20 protein-coding genes are annotated in these 21,617 nt (G+C 60.7%); 10 read left to right on the forward strand and 10 right to left on the reverse strand.

Annotation, left to right across the window (positions count from 1 at the left end; translation table 11 throughout):
• Window positions 1-110: 110 nt before the first annotated feature.
• Both C9383_RS06970 and C9383_RS06975 read right to left on the reverse strand, forming a co-directional pair.
• Window positions 111-1,043, reverse strand: coding sequence for an IS110 family transposase (locus tag C9383_RS06970; protein ID WP_090365966.1), 933 nt, complete (start codon window positions 1,041-1,043; stop codon window positions 111-113).
• 238 nt (window positions 1,044-1,281) lie between these two features.
• A complete protein-coding gene (locus C9383_RS06975) occupies window positions 1,282-1,722 on the reverse strand; it encodes a GlcG/HbpS family heme-binding protein (protein WP_060754530.1) in 441 nt (146 codons plus the stop codon).
• A 256-nt stretch (window positions 1,723-1,978) separates the two neighbouring features.
• Here C9383_RS06975 and gcl point away from each other — a divergent pair, with 256 nt between their 5' ends.
• The 8 genes from gcl (at window position 1,979) to C9383_RS07015 (ending at window position 11,376) form a co-directional block, all read left to right on the forward strand.
• A complete protein-coding gene (gene gcl / locus C9383_RS06980; RefSeq protein WP_090365967.1) occupies window positions 1,979-3,754 on the forward strand; it encodes a glyoxylate carboligase in 1,776 nt (591 codons plus the stop codon).
• 10 nt (window positions 3,755-3,764) lie between these two features.
• Window positions 3,765-4,547 (forward strand): hydroxypyruvate isomerase, encoded by a 783-nt coding sequence (gene hyi, locus C9383_RS06985; protein ID WP_090365969.1) that lies wholly within the window; start codon window positions 3,765-3,767, stop codon window positions 4,545-4,547.
• 18 nt (window positions 4,548-4,565) lie between these two features.
• Window positions 4,566-5,456 carry a 2-hydroxy-3-oxopropionate reductase gene (locus C9383_RS06990; RefSeq protein WP_090365970.1) on the forward strand — a complete coding sequence of 297 codons (891 nt, stop codon included), beginning with the start codon at window positions 4,566-4,568 and terminating at the stop codon, window positions 5,454-5,456.
• Between the two features lie 265 nt (window positions 5,457-5,721).
• On the forward strand, window positions 5,722-7,002 hold the full coding sequence (locus C9383_RS06995; RefSeq protein ID WP_090365972.1) for a glycerate kinase type-2 family protein: 1,281 nt from the start codon (window positions 5,722-5,724) through the stop codon (window positions 7,000-7,002).
• Window positions 6,992-8,407 (forward strand): pyruvate kinase, encoded by a 1,416-nt coding sequence (gene pyk / locus C9383_RS07000; protein ID WP_090365973.1) that lies wholly within the window; start codon window positions 6,992-6,994, stop codon window positions 8,405-8,407. The genes C9383_RS06995 and pyk overlap by 11 nt, the downstream gene beginning before the upstream one ends.
• 138 nt (window positions 8,408-8,545) lie before the next feature.
• Entirely contained in the window at window positions 8,546-9,421 is an 876-nt protein-coding gene (locus C9383_RS07005; RefSeq protein WP_090365975.1) for an urea transporter, read from the forward strand.
• Window positions 9,422-9,452: 31 nt separating this feature from the next.
• Window positions 9,453-10,274: an ion transporter gene (locus tag C9383_RS07010; RefSeq protein WP_090365976.1), complete on the forward strand. Its 822-nt coding sequence runs from the start codon at window positions 9,453-9,455 to the stop codon at window positions 10,272-10,274.
• 97 nt (window positions 10,275-10,371) lie between these two features.
• Window positions 10,372-11,376, forward strand: coding sequence for a sulfate ABC transporter substrate-binding protein (locus tag C9383_RS07015; protein WP_090365978.1), 1,005 nt, complete (start codon window positions 10,372-10,374; stop codon window positions 11,374-11,376).
• Between the two features lie 136 nt (window positions 11,377-11,512).
• On the opposite strand, the gene C9383_RS07020 is transcribed toward C9383_RS07015, so the two are convergent.
• The gene (locus C9383_RS07020) at window positions 11,513-12,127 is read right to left on the reverse strand and encodes a DUF5666 domain-containing protein (protein WP_060754539.1); all 615 of its coding nucleotides are present in this window, start codon (window positions 12,125-12,127) and stop codon (window positions 11,513-11,515) included.
• Between the two features lie 175 nt (window positions 12,128-12,302).
• Between C9383_RS07020 and C9383_RS07025 the strand changes: the two genes are divergently transcribed.
• Window positions 12,303-13,499, forward strand: a complete 1,197-nt coding sequence (locus C9383_RS07025) for an MFS transporter (protein ID WP_090365979.1) — start codon at window positions 12,303-12,305, stop codon at window positions 13,497-13,499.
• 75 nt (window positions 13,500-13,574) lie between these two features.
• On the opposite strand, the gene C9383_RS07030 is transcribed toward C9383_RS07025, so the two are convergent.
• Window positions 13,575-15,131, reverse strand: coding sequence for a M10 family metallopeptidase C-terminal domain-containing protein (locus tag C9383_RS07030; protein WP_090365981.1), 1,557 nt, complete (start codon window positions 15,129-15,131; stop codon window positions 13,575-13,577).
• A 351-nt stretch (window positions 15,132-15,482) separates the two neighbouring features.
• Complete coding sequence (gene phnN, locus C9383_RS07035) at window positions 15,483-16,055, reverse strand: phosphonate metabolism protein/1,5-bisphosphokinase (PRPP-forming) PhnN (RefSeq protein ID WP_090372213.1); 573 nt, start codon at window positions 16,053-16,055, stop codon at window positions 15,483-15,485.
• A gap of 570 nt (window positions 16,056-16,625) precedes the next feature.
• Between phnN and C9383_RS07040 the strand changes: the two genes are divergently transcribed.
• Window positions 16,626-18,143: an MFS transporter gene (locus C9383_RS07040; RefSeq protein WP_060754542.1), complete on the forward strand. Its 1,518-nt coding sequence runs from the start codon at window positions 16,626-16,628 to the stop codon at window positions 18,141-18,143.
• Window positions 18,144-18,464: 321 nt separating this feature from the next.
• On the opposite strand, the gene C9383_RS07045 is transcribed toward C9383_RS07040, so the two are convergent.
• From C9383_RS07045 to C9383_RS07065, 5 genes are all read right to left on the reverse strand, one after another.
• Window positions 18,465-18,860 (reverse strand): hypothetical protein, encoded by a 396-nt coding sequence (locus C9383_RS07045; protein ID WP_060753302.1) that lies wholly within the window; start codon window positions 18,858-18,860, stop codon window positions 18,465-18,467.
• 14 nt (window positions 18,861-18,874) lie between these two features.
• On the reverse strand, window positions 18,875-20,059 hold the full coding sequence (ccmI, locus tag C9383_RS07050; RefSeq protein WP_090365982.1) for a c-type cytochrome biogenesis protein CcmI: 1,185 nt from the start codon (window positions 20,057-20,059) through the stop codon (window positions 18,875-18,877).
• The gene (locus tag C9383_RS07055) at window positions 20,052-20,525 is read right to left on the reverse strand and encodes a cytochrome c-type biogenesis protein (protein ID WP_090365984.1); all 474 of its coding nucleotides are present in this window, start codon (window positions 20,523-20,525) and stop codon (window positions 20,052-20,054) included. The genes ccmI and C9383_RS07055 overlap by 8 nt, the downstream gene beginning before the upstream one ends.
• On the reverse strand, window positions 20,522-21,058 hold the full coding sequence (locus tag C9383_RS07060) for a DsbE family thiol:disulfide interchange protein (RefSeq protein ID WP_090365985.1): 537 nt from the start codon (window positions 21,056-21,058) through the stop codon (window positions 20,522-20,524). Before C9383_RS07060 ends, C9383_RS07055 begins: the two co-directional genes overlap by 4 nt.
• A partial coding sequence (locus tag C9383_RS07065; protein ID WP_282958446.1) for a cytochrome c-type biogenesis CcmF C-terminal domain-containing protein occupies window positions 21,055-21,617 on the reverse strand: 563 nt, incomplete at its 5' end. The genes C9383_RS07060 and C9383_RS07065, both read right to left, overlap by 4 nt.

Below are 21,617 nucleotides of genomic sequence, written 5' to 3' on the forward strand. Positions count from 1 at the left end.
AATGTGGGAGCAACTGTCTAAATGGATTCAATTCAGAAGTCATATTCATAGGCAGCAAGACTCCCACAGCTCTAGGCCATGCAATGCTGAACGAAAGAGCTGCTGCCGTGCTAAGCGGTGTGCTCTTTCCATTCAGTGCCGTCACGCAGCATCGCGTTCAGGCGTACCAATAAAACGCGCATACAGGCGATCAGTGCAACCTTGGCGCATTTACCTTTATCACGTAACAACTGGTATCGAGCTTGGAATTCCGGCTGGTCCCGAATGATCACCCAGCAGGCCATATACAGTGAGCGGCGGGCTGCAAATCTTCCGCCACTAATGTGGCGTGCACCTTTGTGCTTTCCGCTGTCGTTGTTGTAGGGCGCGAGGCCTGCAAGTGCCGCGATCGGGCGTCCCCCGATTTCGCCCAACTCGGGAAGGTAAGCCATAAGGCTGCTGGCCGTAATCAGCCCAATTCCCTTGACCGAGCACAGTCGAGCCACCTTTTCGCGATCTAGCTCGTTCGCACTTTGACGAATCAGCTGATTTATCGCTTCCACTGCTGCGCTCAAATACTCGATATGGCTCTGCAATGCAGGCTTCACCGCATCGCAGGACGCCGTTTTCAGGCGCCGCCTGTCGTCATCTCTTTGCTGAACAAAATGCTCTCGCTGCTGGACCAATGCGCGCAGTCTTTCATGCTCAGGGCTTGTGATTCGGGCGCTTGGCGAGTCTATGACGGCTGCAAATTGTGCAAGAGACTTTGCGTCTATCGGGTCGGTTTTGGCTTTTTGGCCCATCGCTCTGGAAAACGCTTTGGCGCGACGAGGGTTAACGCAAATGACCTGAAGGCCAGCCGCTTGCGCCGCTTTAACAACGTTTCGCTCGTAACCGCCCGTCGCTTCCACCAACACGCGGCTGACCTGGTAAAGCCGCAGCCATCCAATCAGCGCCGGCAAATCTTTCTCAGTATTTGAACAACTTACCCCAGCCTCAAGTAAATGAATCCGAGCCTCGAGGCTGTCTTTGGAAACATCAATGCCTGCTGAATAGGAAAACATGGCCAAATCCTCTTACACTCAGGGTGAGAGCGCTCTGGCTTGGCCCACGCTTGTAACTGTTCGAGGTGGGCTCGTTCAACTGTTCGGGCTCATGTCCAGAGCGGAGAGGTGAGTAGCAGCATGGGCTCCCACACGTGCTTTGAGCACTCGGGGCATTCAGCTTGCTACTCACCGCTCTCACCCTCAGTTTATTCCTGACTTAAGACACAAGGGGCTTGCTCCCGATGGGGCCCTCAAGTCAGGCTGACACGCCCGCATCCGCCCACAACCCCAGCCCCTCGATCGCCGTGATCGCACACTGCTCGTCAATATCCGACGTATCCCCACTGATCCCGATCGCCCCCAGCACCAGCCCTGCCTGATCCCGAATCAACACGCCACCCGGCGCGGGCACCACGCTGCCCTGCCCCAGGCTGTTCAATGCCGCAATAAACGCCGGGCGCTGCTGGGCGTCCAGTGCCAACAAGCGAGACCCCTTGCCCAGTGCAATCGCCCCCCAAGCCTTGCCGATGGCGATCTGCGGGCGCAGCAGGCTGGCGCCGTCTTCGCGCTGCAAGGTGATCAAGTGCCCGCCGCTGTCGAGCACCGCAATGGTCAGCGGAGCAGCCGAAATCGTGCGGCCTGCGGTAAGGGCCTGCCCGGCCAATTGGGTGGCGAGTTTCAAGGTTAAAGCGCTCATGGTGCCGTCCTTCTTTTGTTATTGGAAATACGGTGGAGGTCTGCTTGATCAGATGCTCGATAAAACAAATAGAACACAATGAAATAATTTTTTGTATACAATATTCGCAGACAAAGTCTCCACATGTCGGAAAAACCCCTTCCGACGAGCGTAAAGGCTGGTTCATGAAATGCATTGACCTGCGCCTCTCGCCGTGAATACACTTTGACCACTCACCACTTGTATACAATTACAAAACGCAAGAGGCACCAAAACCATGAGCAAAATGAGAGCAATCGAAGCCGCCGTTCTGGTGATGCGTCGTGAAGGCGTCAACACCGCCTTTGGTATCCCGGGTGCTGCGATCAACCCGTTGTATTCGGCCTTGCAGAAGGTCGGTGGCATCGATCACGTCCTTGCTCGCCACGTTGAAGGTGCCTCGCACATGGCCGAGGGCTACACCCGCACCAAGGCCGGGAATATCGGCGTGTGCATTGGCACATCAGGGCCGGCGGGTACCGACATGGTCACCGGCCTGTACAGCGCCTCGGCCGACTCGATCCCCATTCTCTGCATCACCGGCCAGGCACCGCGGGCCCGCCTGCACAAGGAAGACTTCCAGGCCGTCGACATCACCAGCATCGTCAAGCCGGTGACCAAGTGGGCTACCACCGTGCTGGAGCCCGGCCAAGTGCCCTATGCGTTCCAGAAAGCCTTTTATGAAATGCGCTCCGGCCGCCCCGGCCCGGTACTGATCGACCTGCCGTTCGACGTGCAGATGGCCGAGATCGAATTCGACATCGACGCCTACCAGCCATTGCCCCTGGCCAAACCCTTGGCCACCCGCGTGCAAGTGGAGAAAGCCTTGGCACTGCTGGACCAGGCCGAACGTCCACTGCTGGTCAGCGGCGGCGGCGTGATCAACGCCGACGCCAGCGAACTGCTGGTGGAGTTCGCCGAGCTGACGGGTATTCCCGTCATCCCTACCCTGATGGGCTGGGGCACCATTGCCGATGACCACCCGCTGATGGTCGGCATGGTCGGTCTGCAAACCTCGCACCGTTATGGCAACGCCACCCTGCTCAAGTCGGACGTGGTGCTGGGCATCGGCAACCGCTGGGCCAACCGTCATACCGGTTCGGTGGATGTCTACACCGAAGGTCGCCGGTTCATTCACGTCGACATCGAACCGACGCAGATCGGCCGCGTGTTCACCCCGGACCTGGGCATCGTCTCCGACGCGGGCAGCGCACTGACGATGTTCATTGAAGTGGCTCGCGAGTGGAAAGCCGCCGGCAAGCTCAAGGACCGCAGCGCCTGGTTGCATGACTGCCAGCAGCGCAAAGCCACCCTGCAGCGCAAGACCCACTTCGACAACGTGCCGGTCAAGCCGCAGCGGGTGTACGAAGAAATGAACCAGGTGTTCGGCAAAGACACCTGCTACGTCAGTACCATCGGCCTGTCGCAGATTGCCGGCGCGCAATTCCTGCACGTCTACAAACCCCGCCACTGGATCAACTGCGGCCAGGCCGGCCCCTTGGGCTGGACCATCCCGGCCGCGCTCGGCGTGGTCAAGGCGGACCCGAGCCGCAAGGTCGTGGCGCTGTCGGGCGACTATGACTTCCAGTTCATGATCGAAGAGTTGGCGGTGGGCGCGCAGTTCAAGCTGCCGTACATCCACGTGGTGGTGAACAACTCCTACCTCGGCTTGATCCGCCAGGCCCAGCGCGGTTTTGAAATGGACTACTGCGTGCAGTTGTCTTTCGACAACCTCAACGCGCCTGAACTCAATGGCTATGGCGTCGACCACGTGGCTGTCGCCGAGGGCCTGGGTTGCAAGGCACTGCGTGTGTTCGAACCCAGCCAGATCGCGCCGGCGTTGCGCCAGGCCGAGCAAATGATCGAAGAATTCAAGGTGCCGGTGATCGTTGAGATTATTCTGGAGCGGGTGACCAATATTTCCATGGGCACCGAGATCAACGCCGTCAACGAATTCGAAGATCTGGCCCTGGTCGGCAACGATGCGCCGACCGCCATTTCCCTGCTCGATTAAGGAGAACCTTATGCCGCGTTTTGCCGCCAACCTGTCCATGCTGTTTACCGAGCAGGACTTTCTTGCCCGCTTCAAAGCGGCCGCCGACGCCGGTTTCCAGGGGGTCGAGTATCTGTTTCCGTACGAGTTCAGCTCGGCCGAAATCAAGGCGCAACTCGACGCCCATGGCCTGACGCAAGTGCTGTTCAACCTGCCGGCCGGTGACTGGGCCAAGGGCGAGCGTGGCCTGGCCTGCCATCCGGACCGGGTTGAGGAGTTCCGCGCTGGGGTCAAGCTGGCCATCGCCTATGCCCAGGTGCTGGGCAATACCCAAATCAACTGCCTGGCGGGCATCCGGCCTGCCGGGGTAGATGATCAAACCCTGGAAACCACCTTCGTCGCCAACCTCAAGTATGCCGCCGACAAGCTGCAAGCGGCGGGCATCAAGCTGGTGATGGAGATGATCAATACCCGCGACATCCCGGGCTTCTACCTGAACAACACCGCCCAGGCCCTGTCGGTCCGCGAGCAAGTGGGCAGTGACAATCTGTTCCTGCAATACGACATCTACCACATGCAAATCATGGAGGGCGACCTGGCCCGAACCCTGGCGGCGCATCTGCAAGCGATCAATCACATCCAGCTGGCGGATAACCCCGGGCGCAATGAGCCGGGCACGGGGGAGATCAACTACCGCTTCCTGTTCGAACACTTGGACCGCATCGGTTACACGGGCTGGGTCGGCTGCGAATACAAGCCGCTGACCACCACCGAAGCGGGTTTGGGCTGGTTGAAAACCCACAACGCCATCTAATAAAAAGAGGATTGCTTCATGGCTAAGATCGGATTTATCGGCACCGGCATCATGGGCCAACCCATGGCCGCCAACCTGCAGAAAGCCGGGCACCAACTGTTTCTTTCCGAACACCACGGCAAGGCCCCGGCCGAGTTGATCGCAGCCGGCGCCGTGGCGTTGGCCAACCCGCAGCAGGTTGCCCAGGAAGCCGAGTTCATCATCGTGATGGTGCCCGACACCCCGCAGGTCGATGACGTACTGTTTCGCAAAGACGGCGTCGCCGCAGGCTTGTCACCGAACAAAGTGGTGATCGACATGAGTTCGATCTCCCCTACCGCGACCAAAGCCTTCGCCGCGAAGATCAACGAGACTGGCGCGCAATACCTGGATGCGCCGGTGTCCGGTGGTGAAGTCGGCGCAAAAGCCGGCACCCTGAGCATCATGGTCGGCGGCGAGCCGCAGACGTTTGAACGCGCACTGCAGTTGTTCCAGAGCATGGGCAAGAACATCACCCTGGTGGGCGGCAATGGCGATGGCCAGACAGCCAAGGTCGCCAACCAGATCATCGTCGCGCTGAACATCCAAGCCGTGGCCGAAGCGTTGTTGTTCGCATCGAAAAACGGCGCCGATCCGGCCAAGGTGCGTGAAGCGCTGATGGGCGGCTTTGCCTCGTCGAAGATCCTGGAAGTGCATGGCGAACGCATGATCAAGGGTACCTTCGATCCTGGTTTCCGTATCAACCTGCACCAGAAGGACCTGAACCTGGCCCTGGCGGGTGCCAAGGAGCTGGGGATCAACCTGCCGAACACCGCCGGCACCCAACAGGTATTCAGTACGTGCGCCGCAATCGGTGGCGGTAACTGGGACCATTCGGCGCTGATCAAGGGCCTGGAGCATATGGCGAATTTCTCGATTCGCGATCAGTAAATCCTGACCTGGAATGCGATCAAACTGTGGGAGGGGGCCTGTAGTGAGCGGGCTTGCCCCGCGCTGGGTGGCGCAGCCGCCCCAAACCCAGGCACCTCGGTCCTCCTGAAATACCGCGGCGTCGTTGTTGGGGCGGCTTTGCCACCCAGCGCGGGGCAAGCCCGCTCACTACAGAGTTTGGTCGAGGCCCCCTCCCACAGATTGATTGCATTTCAAGCTTGAAATGGTTGCACCTCTAATAACAAAAATTCCCGGGAGCCCGCTTATGTCGGTCGATCCGCAACACCTGCTTCGCGAGCTGTTTGCCACAGCCATCGAGGCCGCCCACCCCCGGCAAGTCCTGGAACCTTATCTGCCCGCCGACCGCAGCGGCCGGGTGGTCGTGATCGGCGCCGGCAAAGCCGCGGCAGCCATGGCTTTGGTCGTCGAGAACTGCTGGCAGGGCGAAGTCACCGGCCTTGTGGTCACCCGCTACGGCCACGGCGCGCCGTGCAAGAAAATCGAAGTGGTCGAAGCCGCCCACCCCGTGCCCGATGCAGCGGGCCTGGCCGTGGCACAGCGTGTGCTGGGGCTGATCAGCGACCTGGGCGAAGACGATCGGGTGATCTTCCTGCTCTCCGGCGGCGGCTCTGCCTTGCTCGCCCTGCCCGCCGAAGGCATCACCCTGGCCGACAAGCAAGCCATCAACAAAGCCCTGCTCAAATCCGGCGCCACCATTGGCGAGATGAATTGCGTACGCAAGCACCTCTCAGCCATCAAAGGCGGCCGATTGGCGAAAGCGGCCTGGCCCGCGACGGTCTACACCTATGCGATTTCCGATGTGCCCGGTGACCAGGCCACGGTGATCGCCTCCGGCCCCACGGTGGGTGACCCCAGCACGTCGCAACAGGCCCTGGCGATCCTCAAGCGCTACGGCATCGACGCCCCCGCGTCGGTGCGCAACTGGTTGCAGGACCCGGCCTCGGAAACCGTCAAACCCGGCGACCCGGTGCTCGCGCGTAGCCACTTCCAATTGATCGCACGCCCCCAGCAATCCCTCGAAGCCGTGGCGGTCAAAGTTCGCCAAGCGGGGTTCAGCCCGCTGATCCTCGGTGACCTGGAAGGCGAAGCCCGCGACGTGGCCAAGGTACACGCCGGTATCGCCCGGCAGATCGTGCAACATGGCCAGCCGTTGGCCGCGCCGTGCGTGATCCTCTCCGGCGGTGAAACCACCGTCACCGTGCGCGGCAATGGCCGTGGCGGGCGCAATGCCGAATTCCTGCTGAGCCTCACCGACAGCCTCAAGGGCCTGCCCGGCGTGTACGCCCTGGCCGGCGACACGGATGGCATCGACGGCTCGGAAGACAATGCCGGCGCGATCATGACCCCCACCAGCTACGCCCGCGCCGAAGCCCTGGGCCTGTCGGCCAGCGACGAGCTGGACAACAACAATGGCTACGGCTATTTCGCCGCGCTCGACGGTCTGCTCGTCACCGAGCCGACCCGTACCAACGTCAATGACTTGCGCGCCATCCTGATCCTTGAGACTGCCCACCATGACGCCTGACAAGAAGGTCAAAATCCTCGCCACCCTGGGGCCGGCCACCGACGGTATCGACGATATCCGCGAACTGGTGGAAGCCGGAGTAAACATCTTCCGCCTCAACTTCAGCCACGGTGAGCACGCCGATCATGCCCAACGTTACCAGTGGATTCGCCAGGTGGAGCGCCAGTTGAATTACCCGCTGGGCATTCTCATGGACCTGCAGGGGCCGAAGTTGCGGGTCGGACGTTTTGCCGAGGGCAAGGTGCAACTGGTGCGCGGCCAGGCCCTGCGCCTGGACCTGGACCCGACGCCGGGCGACCAATGCCGGGTCAACCTGCCTCACCCGGAAATCATCGCAGCGCTGGAGCCGGGCATGGACCTGCTGCTGGACGACGGCAAGCTGCGCCTGCGGGTCATCACCAAGCACGCCGACGCCATCGACACGACCGTGCTCAATGGTGGCGAGTTGTCCGACCGCAAAGGCGTGAACGTCCCACAAGCCTTGCTGGAACTCAGCCCGCTGACCGCCAAGGACCGCCGCGACCTGAGCTTCGGCCTGGAGCTGGGCGTGGACTGGGTGGCGCTGTCCTTCGTGCAACGCCCGGAAGACATCCGCGAAGCCCGCGAGCTGATCGGCGACAAGGCGTTCCTGATGGCCAAGATCGAAAAACCGTCGGCCGTGCAGCGCCTGGCGGAAATCGCCGAATTGAGCGACGCGATCATGGTGGCCAGGGGCGACCTGGGGGTGGAAGTGCCGGCCGAGAGCGTGCCGCACATTCAGAAAGACATCATCCGTACCTGTCGCCAGTTGGGTAAACCGGTGGTGGTGGCCACGCAGATGCTCGAATCCATGCGCTTCTCGCCTGCGCCGACGCGCGCCGAAGTCACCGACGTGGCCAATGCGGTGGCTGAAGGGGCGGATGCGGTGATGCTGTCGGCGGAAACCGCCTCGGGCGATTACCCGCTGGAGGCCGTGCAGATGATGAGCAAGATCATCCGCCAGGTGGAAAACGGCCCGGACTACCAGACGCAACTGGACGTCAACCGACCCAAGGCGCAGGCCACGGTGTCCGACGCGATCAGCTGCGCCATCCGGCGCATCAGCAGCATCCTGCCGGTGGCGGTGCTGGTGAACTACAGCGAGTCGGGCAACTCCAGCCTGCGTGCGGCGCGGGAACGCCCGGTGGCGCCGATTCTCAACCTCACGCCGAACCTGTCCACGGCGCGGCGCTTGAGCGTGGCGTGGGGCGTGCATTCAGTGGTCAATGACCGGCTGCGGCAGGTGGATGAGGTGTGCTCCACGGCATTGGAGATCGCCCAGGCCCAAGGAATGGCGCAGCGTGGGGATACGTTGGTCATTACAGCGGGGGTGCCGTTTGGGCAGTTGGGGTCGACCAATTCCTTGCGGATTGAGACGTTGATTTAGCGCCTGTCAGGGCCTCATCGGGAGCAAGCCCCCTCCCACAACTGAATGCGTTCACAAATTTTAAGCTGTGAACACCATCAAGTGTGGGAGGGGGCTTGCTCCCGATTGGGGGCAACCCAATCCAACTGACTGACCACCATGCACAACCCAACCTGCCCCGACTGGGCCGAAGCCCTGCTCAACGGTTTCAGCCAGATCTTCCTGCAACGCCACCCGCTATGCGGCCTGCTGTGCCTGCTGGCCATTCTGATCGGCGCTCCGGCGCTGTTCGGCGGGGCGCTGCTGGGCGGTGTGGCGGGATTGCTGACCGCCCAGCGCCGAGGGTATCCGAAGGCTGAGCGGCAGGCCGGCCTCTATAGCTATAACGGCGTGCTGCTGGGGTTGTTGATCAGCCAGCACTGCGCCTGGTCGGCGTTACTGCCGCCACTGATCCTGGCGTGCGGCGGCTTGAGTGCGATCCTGACACGGCAATGGCTGCAACATGCCACCCAAGCGCAAGCCTTGCCCGCCTACACCGCGCCATTTGTCGGCCTTGGCTGGTTGCTGCTGGGCACGCTGCCTGATAGCCCCGTTGCCCTGAGCGAACCCGATGCAGTGGCCTTGCTCACCGCCCCCTTTACGGGGCTCGCGCAAGTCCTGTTGCTCGATCAACCGCTGGCCGGCGTATCGATTGCCCTGGGCCTGCTGCTGGCCAACCGCAGCGCCGCGTTATGGGCGTTGATCGGCGCCGGCAGCGGCGTGTGGGTCGGCTGGTTGCTGGATGACCCCACCGGCGCCCTGCTCGGCCTGCACAGCTACAACCCGGCACTCGCGGCCCTGGCGCTGAGCCAGGCCCATCGGCGCCCCTGGCTGCCGTTGCTCGGCATCCTGCTGGCGATTGCACTCACACCGGGTTTTGCCGCGCTGCACCTGCCGGCGCTGACCGCGCCGTTCATCCTCGCGTGCTGGCTGGTGCGCGCCAGCTGCCGGGTACTGCAGAAAACCCGCATGGACAGCCCCTTCGAATCCTCCTAGGCTGGCGCGATATTCGATTCAGGCGACTTCCATGGACAGCAACAACTGGCGTCAACGGCTGTATGTAATGGTGTTTCAGAGCGACACCGCGGCCGGGCGACGCTTCGACAGCACCCTGCTCTTGATCATCCTTGCCAGCCTGGTGATCGTGATCCTCGACAGTATCCAGGCGGTGCACGATAACTATGCCGACGTGCTGGCCTATATCGAATGGGGTTTCACCATCATCTTCGCCATCGAGTACGGGCTGCGCCTGTATTGCTCGCCCAAGCCGTTGCGCTATGCCTTCAGCTTCTACGGGCTGGTCGACTTGCTGGCCATCGTGCCGGGCATTCTGGCGCTGTACTACAGCGACGCCCAATACCTGCTGATCATCCGCATTATCCGCATGTTGCGTATATTCCGGGTGCTCAAGCTGGGCCCCTACCTCAAGCAGGCCAACTACCTGATGTCGGCGCTGCGGGGCAGCAAGCAGAAGATCGTGGTGTTCCTGGTCAGCGTGTGCACCCTGGTCACGGTGTTCGGCACCCTGATGTATGTGATCGAAGGCCCGGAGCACGGGTTTACCAGTATTCCCAAGGGCATTTACTGGGCGATCGTGACCCTGACCACCGTCGGCTTTGGCGATATCGTGCCCAAGACCCCGTTGGGCCAGGTGATTTCGTCGCTGGTGATGATCACCGGTTACTCGATCATCGCCGTGCCGACCGGGATCTTCACTGCGGAACTGGCCAACGCCATGCGCGGTGAGCAACTGCAAACGGATTGCCCGGTGTGCAAGAAAAACAGCCACGAAGCCAATGCCGCATTTTGCTCCCGATGCGGTAATGCACTGTTTAAGAAAGTGGAATAAGCAAAGTTCGTTTTAATCTTTAAGCGACTATGCGCCCCCGGCTATAGTCGCTGGCAAATTGCCGCCCCCTCTTCTCCCGAACAACAAGGAATGAGCAGTGAAAAAAATCCTCAGCGCGTCTCTACTGGCCGCCGGCCTGGCCCTGGCCGGTGCCGTCCAAGCCGCACCGGTCACCCTGCTCAACGTCTCCTACGACGTGATGCGTGATTTCTACAAGGACTACAACGCGGCGTTCCAGAAGCACTGGGAAGCCGAGCACCCGAACGACAAACTCACCTTGCAGATGTCCTTCGGTGGGTCGAGCAAACAGGCGCGCTCGGTCATCGACGGCCTGCCGGCTGACGTGATCACCATGAACATGGCCACCGACATCAATGCCCTGGTCGACAACGGCCAACTGGTGCCCGACAACTGGGTCACCCGCCTGCCGAACAACAGCGCACCGTTTACCTCGGCCACGGTGTTTATCGTGCGCAAAGGCAACCCCAAGGCCCTGAAAGACTGGCCGGACCTGCTCAAAGATGGCGTGCAGGTGATCGTGCCCAACCCGAAAACCTCGGGTAACGGGCGCTATACCTATCTGTCGGCCTGGGGGTATGTGCTCAAGAACGGCGGCGACGAAAACAAGGCCAAGGCGTTTGTCGGCAAGCTGTTCAAACAAGCGCCGGTACTGGATACCGGTGGCCGCGCCGCCACCACCACGTTCATGACCAACCAGATCGGCGACGTGCTGGTGACCTTTGAGAACGAAGCGGAAATGATCGCCCGTGAATTCGGGCGTGATCAATTCGAAGTGATCTACCCGAGCGTCTCCGCCGAAGCCGAACCACCCGTGTCGGTGGTCGACAAGGTGGTCGAAAAGAAAGGCACCCGCACGGCCGCCGAGGACTACCTGAAATACCTGTGGTCGCCGCAAGGCCAGGAAATCGCCGCGAACAACTACCTGCGCCCGCGTGATCCGGCGGTACTGGCCAAGTACACCGACCGTTTCCCGAAGGTCGACTTCCTGTCGGTGGAAAAAACCTTTGGTGACTGGCGCACGGTGCAGAAGACCCACTTCAATGATGGTGGCGTGTTTGACCAGATCTACTCTGGTCAATAACCCTTTCAGATAAACCTGGTAAAAAATGTGGGAGGGGGCTTGCTCCCGATAGCGGTGTATCAGTCAACTCATTCATTGACTGACACTCTGCCATCGGGAGCAAGCCCCCTCCCACACTGGGTTTTGTGACTGGCTGTTACATGGGCGGCGTTACGCCGTCCTTGCCGGCTGAGATAGCCTGCGCGGTGATAGTCCCATCCGGCCCTTTCGCCGCAAACAGCACCACCTTCACCCCGGCCTTCAGCAGACTGCGATCCCCCGGCTCCAGGTTGACGATGGGCACACCCTCCGGCACTACAATCTTCTGCTCGCCACCCTTGTATTTGACGGTCAGGGTGCGCCCGTTGCTGACCACCAGATCACCGACGGTGCCGTTGGTCATGCTGCTGCCTTCCTTCAAGTCAAATGCACGATGCCCGTCGCCGGTGCCGGCCATGGCCGGTGGAAACACATGCACTTCGAGCGCCGTGAGGGTGCCGTCGGCATTCGGCATTGCGGCCGAGCCGATATAGCTGCCGGGCTTGATTTCATCGATCCTGGCCAGCGTAACGGCGCGCACCTGGGTGGCTTGGGTGAGGTTGACGGTGACCTCTTCACCGCTGTTGGCCTTGACCTGCAGCGCGTCACCGTCGACCGCCGTAATCTCGCCGCGAACCCCGACACGCGGAGCCTCGGCAGCGTGGGCCAAGCCCACGGCCATGGCGGCGGCGAGGGTCGAAGCCATGAGCATCTTGTTCAACGTGATCTTCATCGCAAGCGTTTCCTGTTTCAGCCTTTGTGCCTGAATGTATCATCACCCTTGGCGCAGAAAATTAACGATTCAGTCATCAATGCCGCGCATGAGTGATATCACTGCCAGCGGCCTACCCCGGCGGTGGTGTTGCCTTTAGGCTTGCGCCACTTTCCTACGCTTTTATGAGAACACCATGAACGCTACTTCCCACACTGCGAGCACGATGACCCGGAGCATGGTGATGCTGTTCGCGTTTTGCTGCGGCGCCATCGTTGCCAACATCTACTACGCACAACCGATCATCGAGCTGATTGCACCGGATATCGGCCTGACCCCGGCGATGGCCAGCCTGATCGTGTCCCTGACGCAGATCGGCTACGCCCTCGGCCTGTTCTTCCTCGTACCGCTGGGCGATCTGCTGGAAAACCGCAAGCTGATGATCACCACGACCGTCGTGGCCATCGCCAGCCTGCTGGGCGCAGCGTTTACCGAACAGCCGAACCTGTTCCTGCTGGTGTCGTTGCTGATCGGTTTCAGTTCGGTCTCGGTGCAGATCCTGATCCCGCTGGCCGCGCACCTGGCGCCCGCCGAGTCCCGTGGGCGTGTGGTCGGCAGTATCATGGGCGGCCTGTTGCTTGGTATCCTGCTGTCACGCCCGGTGTCCAGTGTGGTGGCCGACCATTTCGGCTGGCGAGCGATGTTCATGGCCGCCGCCGCGCTGATGGCGTTTATCAGCGTGGTGCTGCTGCTGACCATCCCCAAGCGCCAACCCGACCACAGTGCCAGTTATGCTCAGTTGTTGCGCTCCCTTGGCACCCTGGTGCGTGAGCAACCGCTGCTGCGCCAGCGCGCGTTCTATCAGGCCTGCCTGTTCGCCACCTTCAGCCTGTTCTGGACCGCCGCCCCATTGGAACTGGCGCGCAACCACGGCCTGAGCCAAAGCGAAATCGCGCTGTTTGCCCTGGTGGGCGCCCTGGGCGCTGTTGCCGCGCCCATCGCCGGTCGCCTGGCCGATGCCGGCCACACCCACCGCGCCTCGCTGCTGGCGATGTTGTTCGCGGCGCTGAGCTTCCTGCCGGCCTTCGTACACCCGCTGTACAGCGTCATCGGCCTGGCCGTCACCGGCGTGGTCCTGGACTTCTGCGTGCAGATGAACATGGTGCTCGGCCAACGCGCCATCTACGCCCTCGACGCCAAAAGCCGCAGCCGCCTCAACGCGCTGTACATGACCAGCATCTTCATCGGCGGCGCCTTCGGCTCGGCGATTGCCAGCAGTGTGTATGAACAGGGCGGTTGGTTGGGGGTGATGCTGGTAGGCAGTGCCTTCCCGCTGGTGGCGTTGTTGCGGTTCCTGAGTGCGGCGCGTCAAGTCACTCCGGTGGCTGCGTAAGTGCCCTAAGGAACATGGCTCGCAACCCCCTTGGCTGATTCACGGTGGCTGTGGACGTTCAGGCAGGACTGACGCTTACCTGAACCACGAGAAAATACGCCTCACCAATCTTGTGATGGGTGCCAACGCGGTATTGATAATTCGTCTGATCGTTCTTGTGTTGATAAGGGGCCGCCGAATGCGGCGTGGCTGGGGCGCAGGTTCTGGTTCTAGTTCTGGCTGGGGTTCAGACTCAGGTATCGGCTCTGGCTCCGGCTCCGGCGTTGGCGCCACTCTCGCAGGCGCGGGCGGCACCTCGGTTGGCGCCTGGCCACGCCAGATCACATCCGCCTGCTTGATTTGACCTTGGCTGGTGATCAGCAGGCTGGCGCGGCGGTCCCCTGTCGTATCCACCGACAATGTCGAACGACCTGTCTGCGCATCATAGCCAAGCACCGCGTCGCCAGGCCGGCCGCTGAATTGATCGGTGAAGTTCAGCCCCTTGAGGCGTGCCTCGTAGATCACTCCCGAAACATCGATCTTATCGATACCACTGGAGAAGTCTTGAATAAAGTCAGGTTTCTGTGGGGTCGAATCGCTGATGCGCTCATAAATGAACGTATCCGATCCGGCGCCCCCACGCAGCTTATCGCTGCCCCTGCCGCCTTTGAGGCGATTGTCGCCGTCGTTCCCCTTCAACGTATCGTCACCGTATCCGCCGATGGCATTTTCGATAACCACCCCTTTGGCAATGGAGACGTTTCCCCGCAGCCCACCCACATCCGAGAACGCCTCGGCATCGAGGTTGATGTTCTGGTTATGGGCAAACCCGGAAAAATCCAGCGTATCGTTGCCCGCGCCGTCCCAGACCGTGAAGACCGGCTTTTCAGTTGCACGCTTGAGGCTATAAACCTCACGACCGGCGTTGGAGTTGAAGCCATACGTGGTATCGGTATCTCGGGTCTTGGTGTTCTTTCCATAAAGCCTTTGAACCGCCGCAATATCATCCATCATGGGCGCACAGGGGCTTTGGTTGGCGAAGTTGTGCCCGGGTTGGTTGGTTTCCGCCCAGTAACTCATGACACTGCGCGCTTTGGTGTCCTGTTTGTAGGCCGCAGAACTGCTGTAGCTGTAGCCCAGGCCGTCGTAGTCGCCCGGATGGCTGAGCCCCAGGGTATGTCCCAGTTCATGGATCGCCAAACCCAGGAACGCACAGCCTATCGCCGGCTTACCCTCGCCGCCCCCGGTGCCTATATTCGCGGTGACCCGCGCTTGAGACTGGTTAGGCATATACGCGTGACCAGACCAGGAACCCGCCACGCCATTGACCGTGATATGGCCATCGGTGTTCGAGCCATTTTCAACAAAGTTGATGTTTGTAACATCCGCCCAGTATTGCAAGGCTTCCCTGATACGCACTTTCTGCGGCTCGCTAAAACTGCCAACCAGGTTAAAACCGACAACTATTTTGTTATCGCCGTTGCGATCGTAAAACTTGCAACCTTCGCGTGTTATATGTTTTTCCGCTTGATCCGTATTAAAGGAGCGCTGTGTACCGACCCACTTTAAACCATCAATTTTATTCGAGCACGGTGGTTCGGACGACAAAGAATCGGGGTGCGACAGGAAAGGATGTCTGAGAGGGATCTGCATGCCATAAATACTCTTGGGCGTTGAGCACAATCCATAAATGAGTTGTCGATGCTGACCAATCCGTCGCCAGCCCGATAAAAGTCCCATAGATAAAAAGCGCCAGCCACCCAGACTTTATTGCAAGTCCACTGCCTGAAAACCGCCGAACAACAAGCTGCCTTGACTGTTCTATTACAAACCGTCAACAAGCTGTTTTATAAAGAAAAAATACTTCGCAACAAGCGAGCAATCTATTGAGGTGAAAACATCAAGAAACCCACCCAAACACACCGGTAACGAGTGGAACACTCTCGTTACCCCTGTCTCACTTTCAACACGTCTGACGCCTACATTACGCAATGAACGCGGACGTCAGGCACATGCCGCGTCCCCGTGATCCAGGCAGCACAGCAGGCGCTCGACGGTATGCTCCAGGGGGCCGGAGTTATCCAGCACGAATAATCCCGCGCCATTGCCGGCAATCAGCTCGGCGGTGAACCGCGCGTTGCGCGCCAGGCGCTCTTCAATGTCCGCCAGCGACTCACGCCCGCGTGCAATCAGGCGTTCACGCAACACCGCTTGATCCACGGTCAGCAGCAACACCAACGAGGTCGGATAGCGCTCACGCGTCTGCGCCAGATGCGCTCGGGAGCCATTGACCAGCACATCCTCCCCCGCCGCCAGCCAGACGTCGATGTCCCTGGGGATACCATAAGACAGCCCATTGGCCTGCCAACTCAGGGCAAACGCCCCCTCGTCCTGCATCGCGGCAAACTGCTGCGGGCTCACGCCCTGCGCCGCCTCGCCCACCGCCTCCGCCGAACGCGTGATCACGCGGCGCACAATGCGGCAGCCGCGCTCAAGCAAACGTGGGCGTGCGGCCTCCAGCAGGCTGTCCTTGCCCGAACCCGACGGCCCGATGAGATAGATCAACCTGCCCGCCATCAAAACACCCTCTTCGCTTGTCGCCAGACTGGCCTGGTAGTCGCTGGAAAGTATACCCAGCAATCCCCCGGCCGCCAGGCCGGCGGCGGCCACATTACCCGAGTGCGATCCGCCGCGCACCCAGTTCGGTGCGCCCATCGGCATGATCATGTTCAGTGCTGATAGCCAAGTCGCTAGTACGCTTTTAGGGGGCGAATGCGAACCCGAAGAAACCCAAGCATTTTGTTCTGTATTGTTCGCTGCTTGTATCTATCAGACATGAAAAAATCCGGTGACCGCCGTTAGAGGCTACAGATAAATACGTTTCCCCTAAACTCGCGGCGTCTGTTGTCAGACTTGTGAATTTATAACAGCGATACAAGAAGAAACAAATACTCGATGGTCGCACCTCAATACAAATTATACAAAGCTCGTCACGTTCCAACATGGGAACGCTTTTCTTCTTATAACCGCCAGTCAATTAGGGATATGGAACATGGAGTTCGACGTAATTGCAGTAGACGCAGCCTCTCTGGCCCGCCTGCTTGGACTGAACGCTTGGCAATTCACAATGTGTAGAAGGAGCCGGTGATGTCTTTAGCGGCTGATGAAGTAAAACGACAAACCCAGTCTCGGCGGTGGTTGGCTCTAGCGATATTGATGCTACCGGTCTTGCTGGTGACCGTGGATAACACGGTCTTGGGCTTCGCACTGCCAAAAATCGCTGAGGCGTTACACCCTAGCGCCAGCCAGCAGTTATGGATGATTGATGCCTATTCACTGGTATTGGCAGGATTGCTCATTACCATGGGTAGCCTGGGTGATCGCAAAGGCCATCGAAAACTGCTGTTGATCGGGTCACTGGGGTTTACCGTCGTTTCAGTCATGACAGCTTACTCTCACACTGCCTCCCAACTGATCGTGGGACGTGCCTGTATGGGGATCTTCGGTGCCATGTTGATGCCTTCGACATTGGCGTTGATTCGGTCACTCTTCGAAGACCGGGAAGAGCGGCGCATGGCCGTGGCTATCTGGGCGACAACGTTGACGGTCGGTTCTGCGCTTGGACCTTTGGTTGGTGGCGTTCTGCTCGAGTTCTTTGCCTGGGGATCGATTTTTCTACTGGCGGTACCGGTGCTGGTGCCCTTATTAGTGCTCGGCCCCTGGCTGTTGCCTGAGTCGGAGCCCGATGCTTCCGGGCCTATGGACGCCATCAGTACTGTGCAATCCATCGTGGCACTCAGTGCTCTGGTGTACAGCATCAAGCATATCGCCAGCGATGGTCTGGATGTGTCCGCGCTGGTGGCCTTCGGCGTTGCAGTGGTTATCGGTTGGCAATTCGTACGCCGCCAATTGCACCTGTCGACGCCGTTGATGGACCTGGGCCTGTTTCGCAACAAGACGTTCAGCGGGTCGGTGACGATTAATCTGATGAGCTTGGCTTTCCTGATAGGTTTTGTATTTTTCTCCACTCAATTCCTGCAAATCGTTCTGCAAATGTCCCCCCTCAGCGCCAGTATCGCGCTGATTCCGGGTCAGATCATGGCAATTGCGGTGGGCATCCTGATAGTCCCGGTCGCGCAGCGAGTATCGGTCAATGTCCTGATTCCCATCCTGCTGGCCTTTACTGCCGGCGCATTTTTGTTGGTTGCAGGCCTGGGCAGTAGTTTGACGGTGATTGTGGCGGCGTTTGCATTGCTGAACATTGGCGTCGGTGCAATCGCTACTGTCTCCAACGACGTGATTCTGTCGGCCGTCCCACCCACCAAAGCCGGAGCAGCATCAGCCATCAGCGAAACCGCCTATGAAGTCGGGGTAGTGCTCGGCACCACCCTGCTCGGAGGCCTTGTCACCGCCTATTACCGCGGCACATTGCAATTACCCGACTTCCTGACGCCTATGCAGATGAGCCTGGCAAGCGAGACATTGGCAGGCGCTCATGCGGTATCAGCCACATTGGTGGGAGATCAGGCCAGTGAATTGATGAACAGTGCCACGCGGGCATTTGAGGGAGGTGCTCACCTGATGGCCTGGACCACCTTCAGTTTGGCGGTGCTGGCCATCGTCGTCGCTAGGTGTACGCTGAAGGCTCGTCAGACAGCGGCATAGAGTCGGAACCCGATGCTCCCTCCCACATTTGCCCTGCGGTGACAGGCAAAGTGGATTTCACCCCATGAAAAAGGCGACCCGAAGGTTAATGCCAGTCAGTTAGAGGGTGGATGTAGAACACATCATCTGTAGTGAGCGGGCTTGCCCCGCGCTGGGTGGCGCAGCCGCCCCAAACCCAGGCACCTCGGCCCTCCCGAAATACCGCGGCGTCTTTGTTGGGGCGGCGTTGCCACCCAGCGCGGGGCAAGCCCGCTCACTACAGAGTTTGGTTGCGACAGATTCTTTTAACTGACTGGCATTAGGCCCGAAGGTCGCCTTTTGTCATTGCGCGTACTGCTTGCTCAAGCCTGGCGGCACGCCGTGCACGTCGGTTTCTTCCCAGGGGCCGTTCGGGCTGATCGAACGACTCCAGCCGTTGCTCCAGCGGTAGTAGGTGCGCTGGCGATAGAAGGTGTCGGGCTGGTCGTCGAGCACGTAGACCTGCATCTTGCCGTCCCAGTGGCTGGCGGCGCCCGGTGGCGGAGCGAACGTCGGCGATTTGCTGGGCTGTGGTTTGGGAGCCGGAGTGACTGGGCCGGACGGCTTGGTGCTCGGTTGAGTCGATGGGCCTGACGGTGGGATGGTCGGGCCGGTGGGCGCTGGAGGGGGCCGATGGACCGCACAGGCGCTCAGGCCGAGTACCAGGCTGAGCAAGGTGATGCGTGCAAATGCGGTCATGGCGTTTCCTCGAATTACGGGTTCGGACTGTCGATGGTCAGTTGCTGCAGCGCAGTGGTGCTGCTGGCCAAGGGTTGGCTGCGGCCGATCCACTCACCGGCGGTGGCAACACCCGCCCGGGATATGCGCGCAACCAGTTGGACTTCGGGGAAGTTCGACAGTTTCAACTGCGGCATCATCGCGTCGGCGTCGCCCAGTTCGACGGTAATCGGCAGTTCCGCTACGGTGACGCGTTTGGCCGCCAAGGGCGCCGGCGGGCCGGAGACGGCGCGGGCGAAGATGAACACGCTGTCGGTAGGCAGGGCCTTGGCCTTCACCTCGGGCGACACATCCACACGCACTCTCATCACCGCCTTGGGTGCGACGGCGCTACCGCTTTCTTTCAGCTTTTCGGCAGCACGGTCAATCCCGCCTTGCAGCGCGGCGCGGGAGTTGTCTTGCGCCGGCAGTTGCGCCAGCAGGCGGCTCCAGTAGTCGATAGCCTCCTGATAACGCTGGCCTTCAAAGGCTGCGATACCCAACAGGCCCAGGCTGGTGACTTCCTTGGGATCTTGCTTCAACGCTTCGTCGGTCAGGGCTTGAACCTTGGGCGACCACTGTTTGTTGTCGGCAAAGTACTGCGCCTGCGCCCACTGGCCGAGCAGTTCCGGCTGGCGACCGGCCAGGGCCACGGTGCGCTCGAAGACTTTCGCGGCATCGGCGGAGCGATCCTGCGCCATGTAGGCGCGACCGAGGAAGTACAGACCTTCGGCCGAGTCCGGCTGAGCCGCCGCGGCGCGCTCCAGGCGCTGGGTCATGTCTTCCATGGACACCGGCGGCTGGGAGAATTCGCGGGTCAGTTCGACCTTGTCGCTGGCACCGAAGTGCAGGTAGAGGCTGATGCCCAGCACCGGGACCAGAAGCGCGGCGAGTAATGGCAGTGGCTTGCCCAGGCGCGACTCACGGGTTTTTTCCGCGCCTTCGGTGTCAGCCAGCAATTCACGGGCCGCCTCCGCACGGCCGGCATCGAGTTGCGCGGCATTGAGCACGCCTTCGGCCTGCTGCACTTGCAGTTCGGCAACACGCTCCTGGTACAACGCCACGTTCAACGCGGTGCGATCCTCCTCACGCTGGGCACGGCGGCCGCGCAACACAGGGATCAACAGGAAACTCAGGGCAATCAGAAGCAGCAAGCCGGCTGCGAGCCAGAAATCAATCATCAGTCTTGGTGTCCAGCAATTGGTCGAGACGTTTACGCTCTTCAGGCGACAGTGCGTCGCTGCCATCAATCGGCGCGGCGCGGCGACGGCGCACGATCACCGCCATGACGACCACACCGGCCAGCAACAGCCCGGCGGGGCCGAACCAGAGCAGTGCGGTCTTGCCGGTGAGGGCCGGTTTGTAACGCACAAAATCACCGTAGCGATCGACCATGAAGTCGATGATCTGCTGGTTGTCCTTGCCCTCTCCCAGCATGCGGAAAATTTCTTTACGCAGGTCGGCGGCGATCGGTGCATTGGAATCGGCGATGTCCTGGTTCTGGCACTTGGGGCAGCGCAGTTCCTTGGTCAGGTCGCGGAAACGCTCGCGCTCGGCATCATTGGCAAACTCGTAGGTATCGATGGCGGCATGGGCCACACCTGCCAGCCCGAGTGCCAGCACAGCGGCGGTCAACCAGCGCTTCATGGCTTGACCTCATCGACCAGGGCCTGGTACTTGGCGGCCAGTTGCTCACGCCACACGACTTCGTCGATCACGCCGACGTATTTGTCGCGGATCACGCCCTTGGCATCGATGAAGAAGGTTTCCGGCGCGCCATACACGCCGAGGTTGAGGCCGAGGTTGCCGTCTTCGTCGCGGATATCCAGCTGGTACGGGTTGTGGAACTCCGCCAGCCACTTCAAGGCCGCCGCATTGTCGTCCTTGTAGTTGATGCCGTAGATCACCACGCCCTTCTCGGCCAGCTTGTTCAGCACCGGGTGTTCAACGCGGCAGGAGATGCACCAGGTGCCCCACACATTGACCAGCGCCGGCTTGCCCAGCAGGTCAGCCTGGGTCAGGGTCTTGTCGCCCTGCACCGTCGGCAAGCTGAACGCCGGGAACGGCTTGCCGATCATCGCCGAGGGCAGCTCGGCCGGGTCCAGGTACAAGCCGCGATACAGGAACACCGCCACCACCAGAAATGCCGCCAGCGGCAACACCATCAACCAACGCTTCATACCGCCGCTCCCTGCAGGCCGAGGGCTTCACGCACCCGGCTCTTGACCTTGACCCGATAGCGCCGGTCCAGCGCGGCAAGCAAACCCCCGAACCCGGTGAGCAAACCGCCAAACCAGATCCAGCGCACAAACGGCTTCACATGCACGCGCACCGCCCAGGCACCCTCACCCAGGGGTTCACCCAGCGCCACATAGAGGTCGCGGGTGAAACCAGCGTCGATACCCGCTTCAGTCATCATCGAACTCTGCACGGTATACAAGCGTTTTTCCGGGTGCAGCACAGCCACTTCGCGGCCGTTGCGCACGACGCGCACGGTGCCTTTATCCGAGGTGAAGTTCGGGCCTTCGAAGTGCTTGGCGCCCTCGAAAATAAAGTGGTAACCGGCCAGGTCCATGGCCTCGCCCGGCGCCAGGCGCAGGTCGCGCTCGGCGCTGTTCTGGCTGGACAACACCACGCCCAGGGCGCACACGGCGATGCCGATGTGGGCGATCTGCATGCCCCAGTAGCTGCGGGTCAGCGTCGGCAAGCCCTTGATCAAACCTTTGTGGCGGGTCTTGT

The organism is Pseudomonas palleroniana, assembly GCF_003031675.1.
GTDB classification, from domain to species: domain Bacteria; phylum Pseudomonadota; class Gammaproteobacteria; order Pseudomonadales; family Pseudomonadaceae; genus Aquipseudomonas; species Aquipseudomonas palleroniana.